Raw genomic sequence first — 16,991 nt, 5'->3', positions numbered from 1 at the left:
CCTCGCCGGCCACGGTCGGGAGGAGGTCAGGCCGGTCGGGCAAAGGCATGGCTGAAATAGGCGTGGGTCAGGAGGTTGGAGATCTCGGGCAGCGACAAGGCGAGCGAGTCGAGCAGAGTGTGCAGGGCGGTGCCCGATCCCAGCGCGTCCGGCGCGCGCAGGGAGGAGCGGGCGGCGCGGAGGATCGACCGGGCCGAGGCCGCCGTGTCGCCCGGCAGCGCCTGCGATCCGCCGGGCAGGGCGGCGACGTGCCGTTCCAGCGCCGCCAACTGGAAATCCAGCGCGCGCGGATTCGATTCGTCGGCCAGAAGCAGTTCCAGCACGGGCCGACGCCGCACGCTGGTCAGGTAGCGGGACCGGTAGGTCATCACGCTTTCCCCAAGCTCCAGCAGGACGCTCAGCGTCGCCACCTGCACCGGCTCGTCTTGCCGTTCGAGCGCGTGGACCTGGATGCCGCGCATCACCGAAATGATGTGGAGCGCCCGCTCGATCCGCCGCCCGATGTCGAGGAAGCGCCAGCCCTGGCCGCGCGTCATGCTTTCCTGCTCCAGCCCGGCGATGGCGGCCAGACAGGTCATCAGGTCGTCCAGCCGCAGCAGCATGGCCGCGGCGTCCAGCTTGTGCACCGGGGGCTGGCTCTGCCGCTCCAGCATGGTGACCACCCGCCACATGTCGAGCGACAGGCGGTCGCGCACCGAATAGGCGGTGCGGTGCACCCGCTGCACCTGGGCGCGCAGGCTGTTGGGATGGTCCGGGTCCACGACGGAGGTGTAGAGCGCCGCCCGCAGCGCCCGCCCGCCGCCGAGCGCCGTGACGCGCGTCAGGTCCCAGGGGATCATGCCCTCCCAGGCCATCAGGTGGAGCAGCGGGCGAAGCTGCAACGACGCGCCCGGCACGTTGCCGTCGGTCAGGCGGGAATGGGTCGAGCGGAGAAGCCGGACCGTTCCCTCCGACCGTTCCGCGTAGCGGCCCAGCCAGTAAAGGCTGTCGGCCACCCGGCTGGGCAGGTCGGCGGAGGCCGCCTTCGGCACCGGCTGCGGCTCCTGGACCGGCTGCGGGCGCGCCGGGGTCGGGGTGGCCTCCGCCCGGCGCCCGGACAAGATCCAGGTGTCCTTGCTGCCGCCACCCCGCTGCATGGAGACGACCAGCTTGCCGGATTCGGTGGACACGCGGGTCAGGCCGCCGGGCATGACGGTGTAGCTTCCGTCCGGACGGGCGCAGAGGAAGACGCGCAGCACCAGCGGGCGCGGCTGGAGCCGCCCGCCCTGCCAGACCGGCGCGGTGGACAGCGCCAGCCGCTCCTGCGCGACGTAGCACCAGGGGCGGGCGTTGATCCGCTCCACCAGGGCGGCGCGCTCCGCCGCGGACAGGTCGGCGCCGAAGATCGGCTCGAAGGACAGGGAGGGGAAGGCCGGCTTCACCACCAGCCCGTCGAGATGCTCGATGACGTAGGCGCGCTCGTCGTCGTTGCCGCACCACCACACGGCCACGCCGGGCATCTTCAGCTCCTCGCCCAGCATATGGCGGCAGAGCATGGGCAGCGACGGCTTGACCGCCATGGACTCCAGGAAGCCGGAGCCGAGCGAGTTGGCCACGACCACGTTCCCGGCGCGCACCGCCTCGATCAGCCCAGCGACGCCCAGCGAACTGTCGGCGCGCAACTCCAGCGGGTCCGCGAAGTCGGCGTCCAGGCGGCGCAGGATCACGTCCACCGGCTCCAGCCCCGACAGGGTCTTCAGAAAGACCTGCCGGTCGCGCACGGTCAGGTCGCCGCCTTCCACCAGCGTGATGCCGAGGTAGCGGGCCAGATAGACGTGCTCGAAATAGGTCTCGTTGTAGGGGCCGGGGGTCAGCAGAACGATGCGCGGCTGGTCGCGGCGCGGGCTCAGCGACAGAAGCGTTTCCTTGTACGCCTCGAAGAAGGGCGACAGATGCTCGACCTGGCAATGGCGGAAACTGTCCGGCAGGACCTTCGCCAGCACCGCCCGGTTCTCCAGCGCGTAGCCGCTGCCGCTCGGCGCCTGGGTACGGTCGGACAGCACCCACCAGCGCCCGTCCGGCGCGCGGGCGAGGTCCGCGGCGTAGAAATGCAGGTGGATGCCGTTCGGCACCGGGATGCCGTGCACGGCGCGGCGGAAACCGGGATCGGCGTGGATGACCGCAGGCGACAGCCGCCCGCTGCGCGTCAGGGTCTGCGGGCCGTAGATGTCGGCGAGAACGGCGTTCAGCAGAGTGGCGCGCTGGATCAGGCCGGATTCGACCGCCTTCCACTCGTGGGCGGGAATCAACAGCGGCACCATGTCGAGCGGCCAGGGCCGCTCCATCCCCTTGGGATCGCCGTAGATGTTGTAGGTGACGCCGTTCTGGTGCAGCAGGCGCCGCGCCTCTTCCCACCGCTCGGCCATCAGCTCCGGGTCGAGGGGACCCAGCGTTCCCATGAAGGTCTGCCAGTGCGGGCGCAGGCGGCCCTGCCCGGTGACCATCTCGTCATAGACCTGACCGCGGCCATAGCCGATGGCGTCGGCCTCGCCGAACAGCGATCCCTGGAGGAACGGCACCGGACGCAGCCCCGGCTGGGCCGGCGTGCTCGGGTCAAGAAAGGGGGAGTCGCGCTCGGACAAGGTCTGGATCGTATGTTCACGGCTGTGCAATGCGCTGGGAGTGTGAACGCCCGGTCCCGCCGATGCAAGCGGCGCATCGGCGCCCTCGTCCCGACTTTCCCGCGGGAGGGGAAAGGAACGGGGATTGCGTGCCTCGAAACCCATTCATTGTCCATTCCTGCGAAGGGGGGCGGCGTGCTAACAGGCGTGGAGACGACGACCACCCCTGCTCCTTTCCGGACCCATGGAACTTCCCCCTTCGCTCCGCCATGCGGTGGATCGTGCGCTGGACGGCATCGCCCTGTCCGACCTCAAGCGCGCGGCGGACCGCCTGTCCAAACGCTACCGGGCGGAGGTGCGGGACGGGCGCTTTCACCTGTCGGACGATCTGGCGGCGCGGGCCTATCTCGCCACCCGCCTGCCGGCCACCTTCGCCGCCGTCCGCTCCGGCATGGAGGCGGTGGCGGAAGCGCTTCCCGGCTTCGCCCCGGTCACCGCGCTGGACGTCGGTGCGGGGCCGGGAACGGCGCTGTGGGCGGCCTCCGATTGCTGGGCCAGCCTGGACGACGCCCTGCTGATCGAGGGCAGCCCGGCCATCCGCGCCGTGGGGGAAACACTGTCGCGCGAGGCCGCACCGGCGCGGATCGAATGGCGGGCCGGGGACGCGGCGGGCGACCTGCCGGGTCTGGCCCCGCGCGATCTGGTGACTCTGGCCTATGTGCTGGACGAACTGGCGGAACCGGCGCGCGACCGGCTGGTGGACCGGCTGTGGGACCTCACCGCCGGGGCGCTGCTGATCGTGGAGCCCGGCACACCCGCCGGCTGGGCGCGGATCGTCCGGGCACGGGACCGTCTGGTTGCCGCGGGCGCCCATCTGATCGCCCCCTGCGTCCACAGCCTGACCTGCCCGCTGGCCGCGCCGGACTGGTGCCATTTCTCCCGCCGGGTCGCCCGGTCCCGCCTGCACCGTCAGGCCAAGGGGGCGGAGGTGCCGTGGGAGGACGAGAAATTCGTCTACATCGCCGCCTCCCGCCAGCCCGGCGCGCATCCCGACGCCCGCATCATCGCGCCGCCCTGGAACGCCGGGAACGGGCGCATCGGCTTCAAGCTGTGCAGCGGCGACGGCACGCGGACGGAACGGATTCTGGGCAAGCGGGACGGCGCCGCCTTCAAGACCGCCCGGCGGCTGGATTGGGGCGACGGCCTGGCCCTTCCGGCCCCGCCAAACGCCTGAGGCCCGCTGCCTGACCGTCCCTACGCCGCGCGCCTCCGCCGGTTCTCGCCGGCGCGCGACCGGCGTTCGCGCTCCAGTCGCTCGCGCAGGAAGGCCAGAACGGCGACCTCCTCCGCCTCCAGTTCGGGAAGCTCTTCGCGCAACTCGGTCTCGACCTCCCGCTTCAGCGAGTCCAGCAGGTTGCCCTCCAGATAGGCGCCCAGGATCTCGGGATGGACGTAGCTCTTGCGGCAGACGCTGGCGGTGTTGCCGAGGCGGGCGGCCACCTGCTCGATGGCTTGGGTGACGTTGCGCTTGGCCTTGGTGGCGCTGTCGAAACTCTCGAACTCCCGCAGCGCCATCGCCGCCAGGACGGTTCCGGCCCAGGTGCGGAAGTCCTTGGCCGTGAAGTCCTGCCCGGTGACGGCGCGAAGATACTCGTTCACGTCGCCGGAACTCACGGCGTGGCGCTGCCCGTCGCGGTCCATGTACTGGAACAGCTCGTCCCCCGGCACGTCGCGGCAGGCGCGGACGACGCGGGCGAGGCGGCGGTCCTTCAGCGCGACGTTCCATTCCTTCCCCGACTTGCCCTTGAAGGTGAAGCGGATGTCCGCCCCCTCGACGTCGGCGTGGTCGTCGCGCAGGGTGGTCAGGCCGTAGCTGCGGTTCTCCCGCGCGTAGGTTTCGTTGCCGACGCGGATCAGCGTGGTTTCCAGCAGGCGGACCACCGCGGCCAGCACCTTTTCCCGCGGCAGGCCGCGGCGCGCCAGATCCGCGTCCACCTGACGGCGGATGGCGGGCAGCGCGCGGCAGAAGTCCAGCATCCGCCCGAACTTCGTGCCCTCCCGCATCTCGGTCCAGCGGGGGTGGTAGCGGTACTGCTTGCGCCCGCGCGTGTCGCGGCCCGTGGCCTGCAAATGGCCGTCCGGGTCCGGGCAGATCCAGACGCCCCGATAGGCCGGAGGAATCGCCAGCCTGCGGATGCGCTCCAGCGTGTCGTCTTCGGTCACCCGCGCGCCGTCGGGCCACAGATAGTAGAAGCCCTTGCCGGCGCGGCGGCGGCGGATGCCCGGCTCGTCGTCGCAAACATAGAGCAGGCCGGCGCAGGCCGCGGCTTCCTCCGCCTCCGTGCGGGGATCGGTGACGGTCGGTCCATCCATGGCTGCATCCCCATAGGTTGCCTGCGGAGAAACATCGGCCCGGCGTTTTGGTTGCATGGTTGCGGCGGGCCTGCCATTCGGCGACCATGGCCCCGACCTCGAATCCCGCCGGCACCGAAGGGAAAAGGACGATGGAAGAGACCAAGCTGACCGCCGCCCTGCCGAATCTGGACATCCAGGTCCTGCACCGGGACGACCCGGAGCGCGGGGCCGAGACGATCGCCATACAGATCACCGCCACCCCTTCCTTCGACGCGCTGCGCGGCATGATGGGACCGGCGCTGCTGGCCTCGGCCAACCCGATGCTCAACTCGGCCTTCGCCGGCGCGAACCCGATGCTGGCCCTGTGGGCGGCGCCGATGCGGATGTGGACGGACGCCGTGCGGCAGGCCTGGGCGCCCTGGCTGCGGCTGACTCCGCCGAGGCGGGAGCCGTGACCAAGTTCGGGCGGTAACCGATCGTTAGGGGTATGGGCTGACCCTTTCCACGAGTCTCTTGTGGAGGGTCCTCATGTCCCAGGCGTCTTCCTGGCTGCGCGGTGCGGCGCTGTACCAGATCTACCCGCTCAGCTTCCTCGACCGGAACGGCGACGGATGGGGCGACCTGGACGGCGTTCTGGAAGGGATCGGCCATGTGGCGTCGCTTGGCGTCCAGGGGGTGTGGATCAGCCCCTTCTACCCGTCGCCGCAGAAGGATTTCGGCTACGACATCAGCGATCACCGGGCGGTCGATCCGCGGATGGGCCGGCTGGAGACGGTGGACCGCATCATCGAGGCGGCGCACGGCCACGGGCTGAAGGTGATCCTCGATCTGGTCTGCGGCCACACGTCGGACGCTCATCCCTGGTTCACGGCCAGCCGCCGGTCGCGCGCCGGGGAGTTCGCGGACCGGTATGTGTGGGCCGACCCGCGGCCGGACGGCACGCCGCCCAACAATTGGCTGTCGGTGTTCGGCGGCCCCGCCTGGACCTGGGAGCCGCGGCGGCGCCAGTATTATCTGCACCATTTCCTGTCCAGCCAGCCCGCGCTGAACCTGCACGACGAGGCGGCGTTGCAGGCCCTGGAGGACACGGCGGCCTTCTGGCTGGAGCGCGGCGTGGACGGATTCCGCATCGACGCGGTGGATTTCTTCGCCCACGATCCGCAACTCCGCTCCAATCCCGCGGCGGCCTGGACCGCGGCGGAACCGCCGGCCAAGCTGTTCGCCCTGCAACAGCATCTGTACGACATGATGCACCCCGCCATTCACACCGTGCTGGGCCGGTTGCGCGCGGTGGTGGACCGCTATCCGGACCGGGTGCTTCTGGGCGAGTTGTCGAGCCAGCCGGGGGCGGGCCGGCGCATCGCCTCCTACTGCGGGCCGCACGGGCTGCACGCCGCCTACACCCTGTCGTTGGCGAAGCACCCCTTCACCGCCGGGAACTTCGCCGGGGCGCTGACCGGCACGCCGTGGCCCGAGGCGATCTGCTGGAGCTTCTCCAACCACGACGTGGAGCGCGCCGCCAGCCGCTGGCTGCCGCCCGGTGCCGATCCGGAGCGCTTCAACGCCCTGCTGGCCGCCCTGTTCGCCGCCCTGCCGGGCACCGTCTGCCTCTATCAGGGAGAGGAACTGGCGCTGCCCAACGCGGTGCTGGCGCAGGAGGATCTGCGCGATCCCTTCGGCATCGCCTATTGGCCGGACTTCCAGGGGCGCGACGGCAGCCGCACGCCGATGCCCTGGCGGGCCGGCGCCGCCAACGCCGGCTTCTCCAGCGCCGCCGAGACGTGGCTGCCGCTGGCCCCGCCGCACCACGCCATGGCCGTGGACCAGCAGGAGCGGCGCCCCGGCAGCCCGCTGCACGTCTGGCGGGAGGCCATGCGCCTGCGCAGCCGCCATCCGGCCCTGAGGCTGGGCAGGGTCGACGCCGTGGAGGACAGCGGCAGCGTGCTGGCCTTCGAGCGGGCGGCGGACGGCGAAGAGTTGCTGGCCGTCTTCAACCTTGCCGACCAGCCGGCGGAATACGCGCTGAAACGCAAGCCTCCGATGGTGGCGCTGGACCTGCCGTGCCCGCCGGGAGCGCCGGTTCCCGAGGTCACCGCGGACGGGCGGACGCTGGTCCTGCCGCCGCTCTCCGCCTTTCTGGGACGGCGCGGCTGACGCGCAAGCCTAATCCTTAGGGCCAGGGTAGACCTGTCATGCGCATTTGTGCGATGAATCGGAACGAAAACGCTGCTTTGTTACGCTCGTGAAAATTCCCTCGCAACAAGTGGTCCGGTGGGCTGCTTGAATCGAAAAGGGAAGGCCGAGTCCATGGGAGAAGAATCGTGAAAAGACGTGCGTTTCTGAAGTCGGCGGGTGCGGGCGCTGCGGCCGCGGGTGCGGGGCTGGCGGTGTCCGGTGTGGCCGCGCCGGCCATTGCGCAGTCGCAGCCGGACATCCAGTGGCGCTTGGCGTCGAGCTTCCCGAAGAGCACCGACATCCTGTTCGGCGCCTCGGAACTGATCGCCCGCCGCGTCGCCGAGAGCACGGACGGCAAGTTCCAGATCCGCGCCTTCCCGGGCGGCGAGCTGGTGCCCGGCCTCCAGGTGCTCGACGCCGTGCAGAACGGTTCGGTCCAGTGCGGCCACACCTGCGGCTACTACTATGTCGGCAAGGACCCGACCTTCGCCTTCGACACGGCCATTCCGTTCGGCCCGAACGCGCGCCAGACCACCGCCTGGTTCCAGGCCGGCGGCCTGGACCTGATGCGCGCCTTCATGAAGAACCACAACGTCATCCAGTTCCCGGCGGGCAACACCGGCGCCCAGATGGGCGGCTGGTACCGCAAGGAAATCAAGACCGCCGCCGATTTCCAAGGGCTGAAGATCCGCATCGCCGGCATCACCGGCCAGATCATGGCGAAGATGGGCGCCACCCCGACCCAGATCGCCGGCGCGGACGTCTATCCGGCGCTGGAGAAGGGCACCATTGACGCGACCGAGTTCGTCGGCCCCTACGACGACGAGCGGCTGGGCTTCCATCAGGTCGCCAAGTACTACTACTATCCGGGCTGGTGGGAAGGCGGGCCGAACGTCTCGCTCTACGTCAACCTGCAGGAATGGGAGAAGCTGCCCAAGTCCTACCAGTCGATCCTGACGGCGGCCTGCGCCGAGGCGAACACCTACATGATCGCCCGCTATGACGCCGAAAACGCCAAGGCGCTGAAGCGTCTGGTCGCCAAGGGCACCATCCTGCGCGCCTACCCGCGCGACCTGATGGAGCAGGCCCACAAGATCGCCTTCGACCTGTACGACGAACTGGCGAAGACCAACCCGAACTTCAAGACCATCTACGAGAGCTGGAAGCCGTTCGTGGACGAGGCCCAGCTCTGGTTCCGCGTCGCCGAGCTGCCCTACGACAGCTTCATGGCGTCCGCCGGCAGCAAGAAGTAAGCGTTTCGGGAAGTAAGCGTTCCGGTTCGAAGAAAGGCCCCCATCCGTTCCGCGGGTGGGGGCCTTTTCCTTTCGGACGTCAGCCGACGTCCCGCTGCGGCATCAGCTCCATCTGGCGCTTGGCGCCGGGCTGGGCCAGCATGCGGGCGTGCCACGCCTGGACATTGGGGTAGGTGGCGATGTCGATGTTCGACTCGTCCACCAGGTCGATCCAGGGGAAGGCGAAGATGTCGGCGATGGTGACCCGCTCGCCCTCGATGAAGGTCCGGCCCGCCAGATGACGGTCGAACTGGGCGAGCCCGCTGGCCGCCGCCGCGTCGATCCAGGGCAGGGCGTTGGGATCGCCGTTGAACTTGCGCACCGCGCGGGCGCGCTGGACCGGCAGCAGGACGTCCGCCAGCCAGGACAGCCACTCGGCCAGCTTCACCGTCTCGCGCTCGTCCCGTCCGCCGAACTGGCCGGTCTTCTCGGCGAGGTAGGTCAGGATCACTCCCGATTCGGAAATGCTCAGGTCGCCGTGGACCAGGGTCGGCACCCGCCCGAAGCGGTTGATGGCGAGATAGTCGGCCGACTTCTGCTGGCCGCCGCGCAGGTCGACATGGCGGTAGGCGAAGGGCACCCCGGCCATCGACAGGAACAGCACCACGCGGGTGGCGGGTTGCGAATTGAAATTGCCGTAAACGGTGAATTCGGCGGACACGGTTGAAACTCCCTCCTCGTTGATCGCGCTCAATGGCGCGGATTGCCGAAAACCATGACGGCAAGCCCGCCGGGACACCAGAGCAAATCGCGGGTCGGCAAGGGGGTTTCGTACCCCTGCCACCATCCCACATGTTATCAGACGCAGCTTATCAGACGCAGGCCGGGGCCGGAGGCGTCGGGGACAACGAAGGGGGCGGGGCATGCGCCGTGTGGCCGTTGGAGTGTTGATCGGGCTGATGGCCGCCATGACCGGACCGGCGGGAGCGCAGCCGCGCCACGGCATGGCCCTCTACGGCGAGCCGAAATACGGGCCGGATTTCCGGCATTTCGATTACGTCAATCCGAACGCGCCGAAGGGCGGGAAGGTGACGCTCCAGGCCATCGGGTCGTTCGACACGTTGAACCCCTTCACGCTGCGCGGCGTTCCGGCGGCGGGGGCCACGCTGATCTACGACACGCTGATGAGCGGCTCGGCGGACGAGCCCTTCACCGAATACGGCCTGCTCGCCGAAAGCGTGGAGATGCCGGAGGACCGTTCCGCGATCACCTTCACCCTGCGCACCGGCGCCCGGTGGCACGACGGCAAGCCGGTCACCGCCGAGGACGTGGTCTTCTCCTTCAACATTTTGACGGAAAGCCATCCCTTTTATCGCAGCTATTACGGCGCCGTGGACAAGGTGGAGGCGGAGGGGGAGCGCCGCGTCCGCTTCACCTTCAAACCGGGCGACAACCGTGAGCTTCCGATGATCGTCGGACAGTTACCGGTGCTTCCCAAACATTACTGGGAGGGCAAGGACTTCCAGGCGACCACGCTGGACCCGCCGTTGGGCAGCGGTCCCTACCGCATCGCCGCCTTCGATCCGGGCCGCAGCATCACCTATGAACGGGTCGCGGACTATTGGGGCACGGATCTGCCGGTGAATGTCGGGCGGAACAATTTCGGCACGATGGTCTACGAGTATTACCGGGACACCAGCGTCGCCCTTCAGGCCTTCCGTGGCGGGCTCTACGATTTCCGCCAGGAGAACGTGGCCAAGACCTGGGCCACCGGCTACGACTTCGACGCCGTGCGCGACGGCAGGGTGGTGAAGGAGGAGATCCCGAACGAGGTGCCGGCGGGCATGCAGGGCTTCGTCTTCAACACGCGCCGCCCCGTCTTCGCGAACCCACAGGTGCGCTGGGCCATCGCCCACGCCTTCGACTTCGAATGGACCAACCAGACTCTGTTCTACGGCGCCTACAAGCGCACCGAGAGCTACTTCGAGAACTCGCCGCTCCAGTCCCGCGATTTGCCGAAGGGGCGCGAACTGGAAATTCTGGAGCCGCTGCGCGGAAAAATCCCGGCCGAGGTGTTCGAGAAGCCCTATCACCCGCCCAGCACCGACGGCCAGAACGGGCTGCGCCGCAACCTTCTGGAAGCCAAGCGGCTGCTGGACGAGGCCGGGACGGAGGTGCGCAACGGGGTGCGGGTCGATAACGCGACCGGCAAGCCGCTGGAGTTCGAAATTCTCCTGGACAGCCCGACCTTCGAACGGGTGACCCTACCCTTCATCGAGAATCTGAAGCGTCTGGGCATCCGGGCCGGCATCCGCACGGTGGACACGACCCAGTACGAGAACCGCACCCGCGACTTCGATTTCGACATGGTGGTCCATGTCTGGCCGCAGTCCCTGTCGCCGGGGAACGAACAGACCGGCTATTGGGGTTCGGCCTTCGCCGACCGCCCGGGCAGCCAGAATCTGGCCGGCGTCCGCAGCGAGGCGGTGGATCATCTGATCGGGGAGATCGTCCGCGCCAACAGCCAGGAGGATCTGAAGGCCGCCGTCTCCGCGCTCGACCGCGTGCTGCTGTGGAGCCATTACGTGGTGCCGCATTGGTACTCCGGCGTCTACCGCGTCGCCTATTGGAACCGGTTGAAGCGTCCGGAAACCCTGCCGCCCTATTCCCTCTCCTTCGATTCCTGGTGGCTGTCGGACGCCTCGTCCGCCGGGGCCGGCAAGGCGCCGTGACGGGAAGGACGGACCCATGACCACGCACCCGCCGGACAAGGCGCGGACCATTCTCGTCGTCGATGACAACGCGCTGATGCGCAAGCTGCTCGTCCGTTGCCTGGAGGAAGGCGGTCATCGCGTCGTGGAGACGGACAACCCGCGGGGCGTGCCGGATCTGATGCGCGGGCTGAGGCCCGATCTGGTCATCATGGACGTGGTCATGCCAAGCCTGTCCGGCGTCGAACTGGTCCGGCTGATCCGCGCCGACCGCGACTTGGCGCGAACCCTGGTGGTCGCGGTGACCAACCTGTCGACCCCCACGGACATGCGGCGCTTTTCCGACGCCGGCTTCGACGGGCATGTGCCGAAGCCCATCCGTCCGAAGGACTTCCTGTCGACGATCACCCGCTATCTGGAGGGCGAGGGGGAGAGGATACGGTAATGCTTTGGGTACAGCGCCTTATGATGGTTTCATGAGTTTCCACATGAAGGTTATGACCGGTCTATCGGCTGATAAGGCGCTTTAGAAAAGCCGTTCAGAGATTTGATTTTAAAGAAGTGATTGCGCCTTTCTGGAGCCATTGAGGGGTTAAGCGCTCCTCCCCGACAGGCAGTCCGTGCTATGCTTCCGGCACCGTTGCCGTTTCAGCCGCCCGCGCCATGAGAGCCCTCGCCGCCGTTCCGCTGGTCATGATCCTGCTTGCCGTGCCCGCGGCGGCGGACCCGATGCGGGTGGAGCGGACCGAACCCGACCATCTGCGCGCCCTGAACCGTCCCTCCATCCCCAAGGAGGTCATACCGCCCCGCGCCCGCTTCGTGCGGAGCCAGGCGGTCTACAACCTGCCGAACGGGCTGAGCGGGCTGGCACGATACGACGCGGCGTTGTCGCGCCTCTGCCAGCGCGGCGCCTTCGGGCAGGAGTTGGATGGCTTCTATTGGGCGCGGACGCCGGACAAACGCTATGGCGTCGCCTTCTCCGGCGGGGCGAACCTGTCGGACCCTCAGAACCGGCGCAAGACCGGTCAGGTGTATTTCTTCGACGGCCAGGACAGCCGTTGCGAGGTCCATGTCGGCGATCAGGCGAGGCTGATGCCGCATTATGTGGGGCCGTGAGCGGGTCCCGCCCGGCGCTCACCGGGCGGGACGGAACGGTCAGGGCGACGTCGCCGGCTGCTGCGCGTAGGGAACGTTCGCGTTCACCCGTGCGACCGCGAAATAGGCGCCGTTGCCCGCGGTCGAGATGACCGGGTCCTTCACGTTGAACTGGAAGCTGTTGATGGCACCGGTGCTGTCGGCGCCGAACAGGATGAAGCCCGGACCGACGCCGCTGGTCGCCGTCTTCGTCCCTGTGGCGGTGGTGGTCGTCGTCGTCCGCGCGTTGGGAAACTGCGAGTAGAGGCTGATCTGGGCCTGGGCGTTGGCGGCCACGGCGGTGGGCAGATCCGACGGGCTGTAGTGCGTCACGGTCGAGGAGTCGAGCACGAGGACGAAGGCGCCGCCGTTGCCGTCGCTGACCGGCGCTCCCATCACGACCATGGCGTGTCCGGTATCGCCGGTCGCGGTCGCGCTGTAGTTGGCCGCGCAATAGCCGTCCAGGCACCAGGCCAGAATGTCGCCCGGCTGGATGTCCGTCAGCTTCGTGACCGGGGTGAAGTAGGCGTTGGGAGCGGTCAGGCTGGCGAAATAGCGCTGATAGACGTCGGCGCGGGGAAAGGGCTTGTTCGCCTCGCCCGGAACGTTGGTCTGGTAGCCCTGGACGGCGGCGTACGCCTCCGGGAAGTTACGCAGGTTGTAGGACACCCAGCCGGAACAGTCGGTCGTGATGTCGAGCTTGCCGCTGCTCAGCGTGGACACCACCGCGCCGGTCGTGCTGTCCACATAGGCGTAGCTGGTCTGGCCGACCGTCATGGCCGTGTTGCTGGTCTGCCAAGCCAGCGTCTGCGAGGGAAAGCTCTGCGCGGACGCCGGAAGGGCAGTGACGGCCAGAACGGCCAAAATCGATGCGGCGAATGCGAACTTCTTCATGTCGGAACCCATGTCTTGGCCCGCCGTGCGGGACGATAGGGCGACAGGGTTGCCGAGATAATCGCGCCGATCAACGTTGCGATGCAATTGACTGCATACGCAACCACTTCTGTTACTTGGCCATGAACGCGGAAATGGTGTCCCCGGCCTTGGCGATGTTGGCGATGCCGTCCAGGTGGCCGAGGCTGGTGGTGATCGCGTCGGTTGCGGTCACGGCGACACCTTGCTTCTCCAGCCGCTCCTTCAGCGGGCGCATGGCCCGTTCCGGCGGGAAGACGAGGTCGTCGGCGGACGGGATGAGCAGGACCGGCGCCTTGATCTTCGCCAGACCCTCGTCCAGCGACCCGCCGCCGCCGACTAGGAAGGTCTGGTTGGCCTTCACCAGATACAGGAAGTGATTGGCGTCGCTGACCGCGGCGCGGGCCGCCGCCGCCTTGTCCAGCCAGGACTCGATGGCGTACTGGTTGGTCATGCTGGCGGCGGGGTCCTTGCCTTCTTCCGCCCAGCCGCGCCCGAAGGTGGCGTCGGCCCACTTCCAGTGGCGGGCGTGCAGGGTGACCAGTTTCAGCGCCTCGGTCAGCCCGGCCTTCGGCTCCGCCTTGCCGTAATAGTCGCCGCCCTGCCAATTCGGATCGACGCGGATGGGGGCGGCCCACAGGTTCAGCCAACCGATCAGGAAGGGATCGGCCTCGGCCCCGCCGATCACCGCGACGACGCGCTTGACCATCTCCGGATAGGAGGCGCCCCATTCCAGCGCCTGGAGCGATCCCATGGAACCGCCCATCACCGCGTGCAGGGATTTTACATTAAGACTGTCCAGCAACGCCTTCTGGACATTGACGAAATCGCGGATGGTGACGACCGGGAAGCTCATGCCGTAGGGCTTGCCGGTGTCGGGGTTGACGCTGGCCGGGCCAGTGGTGACGACGGTCGGGTCCTTCGGCGACAGGTTCACAAGCGTGTCGGAGCTGATGATGAAATACTTGTCGGTGTCCAACGGCTTGCCCGGCCCGATGATGGAATCCCAATAGCCGGGGGCCGGGTCCTCCATCTTGTACCGTCCGGCGGCGTGGCTGTTGCCGCTGAAGAAATGGGTGACGAGGATGACGTTGTCCTTGGCGTCGTTCAGCGTGCCGTAGCTTTCCCAGCCGATTCGGACGTTCTTGATCGTGCCGCCGCCCACCGTGGTGTAGGACGGCATCTCGAACACCTTCTTCTCCACCAAGCCGTCGAAGGCCAGGGTCGGCGCCGTGCAGAGCAGCCCGGCGGCCAGCATCAGGCCGCCGAGCCGTTTCGCCAGAGAACGCATGTCGTCCCTCCCGATCCTATTGTCCTTTTCGATCCGGGGAGGGAGTGTAAGGGGGTGCACCCGCCCGTCCAGGCGGGCAATCGGCCTAAACGATTGGTGGAACTCAGCCCAGCCGGACGGCGGTTCCGTTGATGGACACCATGAGCATGCCGTTCTCCTTGCCCAGCACCTCGTAATCGATGTCCACCCCCACGATGGCATCCGCCCCCAGGGCCCGCGCCGATTCCTGAAGGTCGGCGAAGGCGGCCTCGCGGGCGTCGCGCAGCGCGTTCTGGTAGCCACCGGCCCGCCCGCCGACGATGTCGCGGATTCCGGAGAACAGGTCGCGGAACATGTTCACGCCCAGGATCGCCTCGCCCGCGACCATGCCCAGATACTGGGTGATACGGCGGCCTTCGACGGTATCGGTGCTGGTGACGATCATTGCTTCCTCCGGATGTGGTTTGGCGCCCTCCAGATGGCGGCGCGTCCTACCGGTCACAATAGGGCCGGTCGCATTAGGGGAGGAAAGGGCAAAGGCGGGGAGGAGGGGAGTCCGACAAGATACTGCGAAATCGCAGCGCATCCTCGGCGAAATTGCGACGTAAGCGAAGAAACCTTGCACGTTCCTTCAACGTTCTCTCTTATAGGGCGCGCTTTCGGGGGGGAGGACGGCGGCATGGATGACACGCGGCGGGCGATCCTGCGCTGGATGACCGGCGTGATGGAGGCCCGGGGCTGGAGCGCCGGGGCCTGGGCGCGGCTGGCCGAGGTCACGCCGACCAACATCACGCGCTTCCTGCGCGATCCGGCGCGGGGCAGCGTTCCCAGCGCGGAAACCCTGGGACGGCTGGCGCGCGTTGCCGGGGCCGAGCCGCGCTTTCTGGACGAAACCGCCTACCCGCCCGTGGCACGGGTGCCGCTGCTGTCGGTGGAGCAGGTCCGCGCCTTTCTGGAACTGGGCCGGCGGGCGGGCGAAGCCTTCATCGCCGGCGCCTTGCGCGGCGGGGCGCGTGGAATCGCGCTGGACCGCCCGGCCTCGCGCCGCGCCTTCGCGCTGACCATCGCCTCCACCAGCCTGAACGCCGCGGGCGTCCTGCCGGACGATTGCGTGGTGCTGGAACCGCTCGACGTTCTGGCGCCGCAGGCGGGGGATGTGGTTGTGACGGTCGGGGATGGAACGGTCTGCGGCTACCGCTTCTTCCCGCCGCATCTGCTGCCGGTCAGCACCGACCCCGGTTGCCGCCCCACACCCATCGAGCGCGCCAATGTCGCCGGAGTGGCGGTCCACATCACGCGCTGCCTGCGCGCCTGATCGCGCGTATTTGGCGGGAATCCGCAAGAAAAGAAGCGGATTTCCACGGCGAAATTCTTTTCCGCCGCCCCCTTTGACCATGCGAATCGATGACCATCTGTTCCGAGTCGGCGCGATTCGGTCACAGCGCAACCGCGGCCGCGCGCGATTCTGCTTAGTTTTTTGAAAAGCTTCGAAGATTCGATCTTACGGCCAAGCCGTAGGTTCTCTTTTTGTTCTTGAATCCTGCATGTTCGCAGCCCATATTCACGCTACGGATTATGGTTAACGCCCGAGTTGCTGCGAAGACGCATCGGGCATGGTCCGAAGACGCACGGAAACGGCTGGGGGCCGGCAGGGGAATGGCGATTACGGACGCGCAGCGCGCCGCGCGGGCAGGGCGCATCGGGTCTTCCGACGCCACCCGCATCATGGCGGGCGACTGGCTGTCTCTGTGGCGCGAGAAGACCGGGCGTGCGGCACCCGCCGACCTGGATCTCGTCGCCGCGGTGCAAATCGGCATCGCGACCGAGCATCTGCACCCCCGCTTCGTGGAAAAGGCCACCGGCCTGCCCTGCGTGCCGGCGGAGCGGACCTGGGTCCATCCGGAGCATGGCTGGATGGTCGCCCATCCCGATTTCCTGGCCTGGGAGGACGCGGCGTCCGGCGGCGCACCGGACACTCTGGTGGAGGCGAAATTCACCGGCGGGTTCCAGAGCGATGCGGAACTGGCCCAGCGCTACCACTGGCAGCTCCAGCACCAGCTCGTGGTCACCGGTCTGGACCGCGCCATGCTGTCCATCCTCCGCCCCACCGGCCACGCGCTTCTGCGGGTCCAGCGACGAGAGGAGGACTGCGGACGGTTGATGGAGACGCTGGAGGCCTTCTGGTGGCACGTCGCCAACGATGTGGAACCCGGCGACCCTCTGCCCGCGGAGGCGCCGGCCTACGAGACGCGCCGGGTGGTGGACATGGCCCGGCACAACCGCTTCGCCGCCCTGGCGGCGGAACTGGTGGACCGCCGCGCCGCCGCGCTCGCCGTTCGCGAGGCGGAGGCCGCGTTGAAGGCGCTGATGCCCGCCGACGCGCGGATCGCCTTCGTGACGGGGGAGGAGCCGGGCCGCGGCCTGTACCTCGCCCGCGACCGCGAGGGGCGGTTGTCGCTTCGCTACGGCGCGCCGCCCCGGCGGGCGCTGGATGCCGCCGAACCGTGGGAACCGGCCACGGCCTATCCGTCCCCTGACCCGAGCCTGGACGCTGTTCTCAGCGGCGGCTGGGGTGAGGGGAGAGACGAACGCTACTGACCAA

The 16,991-nt window shown here is 68.3% G+C and carries 15 protein-coding genes; 9 read left to right on the top strand and 6 right to left on the bottom strand.

Annotated features, from left to right (window positions below):
• Positions 1-26: 26 nt before the first annotated feature.
• Entirely contained in the window at positions 27-2,621 is a 2,595-nt protein-coding gene (locus tag DS843_RS00725; protein ID WP_286191862.1) for a circularly permuted type 2 ATP-grasp protein, read from the bottom strand.
• A gap of 223 nt (positions 2,622-2,844) precedes the next feature.
• Between DS843_RS00725 and DS843_RS00720 the strand changes: the two genes are divergently transcribed.
• Positions 2,845-3,834 carry a small ribosomal subunit Rsm22 family protein gene (locus DS843_RS00720; protein ID WP_149466981.1) on the top strand — a complete coding sequence of 330 codons (990 nt, stop codon included), beginning with the start codon at positions 2,845-2,847 and terminating at the stop codon, positions 3,832-3,834.
• Between the two features lie 20 nt (positions 3,835-3,854).
• Here DS843_RS00720 and DS843_RS00715 read toward each other — a convergent pair whose 3' ends face one another.
• A complete protein-coding gene (locus DS843_RS00715) occupies positions 3,855-4,973 on the bottom strand; it encodes a DNA topoisomerase IB (protein ID WP_149466980.1) in 1,119 nt (372 codons plus the stop codon).
• 131 nt (positions 4,974-5,104) lie between these two features.
• Between DS843_RS00715 and DS843_RS00710 the strand changes: the two genes are divergently transcribed.
• The 3 genes from DS843_RS00710 to DS843_RS00700 all read left to right on the top strand — a co-directional run bounded on the left by DS843_RS00710 (position 5,105) and on the right by DS843_RS00700 (position 8,383).
• Positions 5,105-5,410 (top strand): hypothetical protein, encoded by a 306-nt coding sequence (locus DS843_RS00710; protein WP_149466979.1) that lies wholly within the window; start codon positions 5,105-5,107, stop codon positions 5,408-5,410.
• Positions 5,411-5,483: 73 nt separating this feature from the next.
• Entirely contained in the window at positions 5,484-7,109 is a 1,626-nt protein-coding gene (locus DS843_RS00705; RefSeq protein ID WP_149466978.1) for an alpha-amylase family glycosyl hydrolase, read from the top strand.
• Between the two features lie 167 nt (positions 7,110-7,276).
• Complete coding sequence (locus DS843_RS00700) at positions 7,277-8,383, top strand: TRAP transporter substrate-binding protein (RefSeq protein ID WP_149466977.1); 1,107 nt, start codon at positions 7,277-7,279, stop codon at positions 8,381-8,383.
• Between the two features lie 79 nt (positions 8,384-8,462).
• Here DS843_RS00700 and DS843_RS00695 read toward each other — a convergent pair whose 3' ends face one another.
• Positions 8,463-9,083: a glutathione S-transferase family protein gene (locus DS843_RS00695; RefSeq protein WP_149466976.1), complete on the bottom strand. Its 621-nt coding sequence runs from the start codon at positions 9,081-9,083 to the stop codon at positions 8,463-8,465.
• 202 nt (positions 9,084-9,285) lie between these two features.
• Between DS843_RS00695 and DS843_RS00690 the strand changes: the two genes are divergently transcribed.
• The 3 genes from DS843_RS00690 to DS843_RS00680 all read left to right on the top strand — a co-directional run bounded on the left by DS843_RS00690 (position 9,286) and on the right by DS843_RS00680 (position 12,189).
• A complete protein-coding gene (locus DS843_RS00690) occupies positions 9,286-11,094 on the top strand; it encodes an extracellular solute-binding protein (RefSeq protein ID WP_149466975.1) in 1,809 nt (602 codons plus the stop codon).
• Positions 11,095-11,110: 16 nt separating this feature from the next.
• Positions 11,111-11,518 (top strand): response regulator, encoded by a 408-nt coding sequence (locus DS843_RS00685; protein WP_149466974.1) that lies wholly within the window; start codon positions 11,111-11,113, stop codon positions 11,516-11,518.
• Between the two features lie 218 nt (positions 11,519-11,736).
• Positions 11,737-12,189 carry a hypothetical protein gene (locus DS843_RS00680; RefSeq protein ID WP_149466973.1) on the top strand — a complete coding sequence of 151 codons (453 nt, stop codon included), beginning with the start codon at positions 11,737-11,739 and terminating at the stop codon, positions 12,187-12,189.
• 39 nt (positions 12,190-12,228) lie between these two features.
• Here DS843_RS00680 and DS843_RS00675 read toward each other — a convergent pair whose 3' ends face one another.
• The 3 genes from DS843_RS00675 to DS843_RS00665 all read right to left on the bottom strand — a co-directional run bounded on the left by DS843_RS00675 (position 12,229) and on the right by DS843_RS00665 (position 14,834).
• The gene (locus tag DS843_RS00675) at positions 12,229-13,101 is read right to left on the bottom strand and encodes a hypothetical protein (protein WP_149466972.1); all 873 of its coding nucleotides are present in this window, start codon (positions 13,099-13,101) and stop codon (positions 12,229-12,231) included.
• A 112-nt stretch (positions 13,102-13,213) separates the two neighbouring features.
• Positions 13,214-14,410, bottom strand: a complete 1,197-nt coding sequence (locus DS843_RS00670) for an E22 family MetX-like putative esterase (protein WP_149466971.1) — start codon at positions 14,408-14,410, stop codon at positions 13,214-13,216.
• Between the two features lie 103 nt (positions 14,411-14,513).
• Positions 14,514-14,834, bottom strand: coding sequence for a heavy metal-binding domain-containing protein (locus tag DS843_RS00665; RefSeq protein WP_149165027.1), 321 nt, complete (start codon positions 14,832-14,834; stop codon positions 14,514-14,516).
• Between the two features lie 234 nt (positions 14,835-15,068).
• On the opposite strand from DS843_RS00665, the gene DS843_RS00660 reads away from it, so the two are divergent.
• Both DS843_RS00660 and DS843_RS00655 read left to right on the top strand, forming a co-directional pair.
• Complete coding sequence (locus DS843_RS00660; protein ID WP_149466970.1) at positions 15,069-15,704, top strand: XRE family transcriptional regulator; 636 nt, start codon at positions 15,069-15,071, stop codon at positions 15,702-15,704.
• A gap of 341 nt (positions 15,705-16,045) precedes the next feature.
• Complete coding sequence (locus DS843_RS00655) at positions 16,046-16,987, top strand: YqaJ viral recombinase family protein (RefSeq protein ID WP_149466969.1); 942 nt, start codon at positions 16,046-16,048, stop codon at positions 16,985-16,987.
• The last annotated feature ends 4 nt before the right edge of the window (positions 16,988-16,991 follow it).

This window comes from Roseomonas genomospecies 6 (assembly GCF_008365375.1).
In the GTDB taxonomy this organism is placed as follows: domain Bacteria; phylum Pseudomonadota; class Alphaproteobacteria; order Azospirillales; family Azospirillaceae; genus Azospirillum.
The sequence above is the reverse complement of the archived record's forward strand: the minus strand, read 5'-3'. Positions and strand labels throughout refer to the sequence as shown.

Excerpts from the sequence above, each read along its gene's own strand:
- DS843_RS00720 (WP_149466981.1), top strand. The coding sequence starts at position 2,845 with ATGGAACTTCCCCCTTCGCTCCGCCATGCGGTGGATCGTGCGCTGGAC.
- DS843_RS00715 (WP_149466980.1), bottom strand. The coding sequence starts at position 4,973 with ATGGATGGACCGACCGTCACCGATCCCCGCACGGAGGCGGAGGAAGCC.
- DS843_RS00710 (WP_149466979.1), top strand. The coding sequence starts at position 5,105 with ATGGAAGAGACCAAGCTGACCGCCGCCCTGCCGAATCTGGACATCCAG.
- DS843_RS00705 (WP_149466978.1), top strand. The coding sequence starts at position 5,484 with ATGTCCCAGGCGTCTTCCTGGCTGCGCGGTGCGGCGCTGTACCAGATC.
- DS843_RS00690 (WP_149466975.1), top strand. The coding sequence starts at position 9,286 with ATGCGCCGTGTGGCCGTTGGAGTGTTGATCGGGCTGATGGCCGCCATG.
- DS843_RS00685 (WP_149466974.1), top strand. The coding sequence starts at position 11,111 with ATGACCACGCACCCGCCGGACAAGGCGCGGACCATTCTCGTCGTCGAT.
- DS843_RS00680 (WP_149466973.1), top strand. The coding sequence starts at position 11,737 with ATGAGAGCCCTCGCCGCCGTTCCGCTGGTCATGATCCTGCTTGCCGTG.
- DS843_RS00675 (WP_149466972.1), bottom strand. The coding sequence starts at position 13,101 with ATGAAGAAGTTCGCATTCGCCGCATCGATTTTGGCCGTTCTGGCCGTC.
- DS843_RS00670 (WP_149466971.1), bottom strand. The coding sequence starts at position 14,410 with ATGCGTTCTCTGGCGAAACGGCTCGGCGGCCTGATGCTGGCCGCCGGG.
- DS843_RS00665 (WP_149165027.1), bottom strand. The coding sequence starts at position 14,834 with ATGATCGTCACCAGCACCGATACCGTCGAAGGCCGCCGTATCACCCAG.
- DS843_RS00660 (WP_149466970.1), top strand. The coding sequence starts at position 15,069 with ATGGATGACACGCGGCGGGCGATCCTGCGCTGGATGACCGGCGTGATG.
- DS843_RS00655 (WP_149466969.1), top strand. The coding sequence starts at position 16,046 with ATGGCGATTACGGACGCGCAGCGCGCCGCGCGGGCAGGGCGCATCGGG.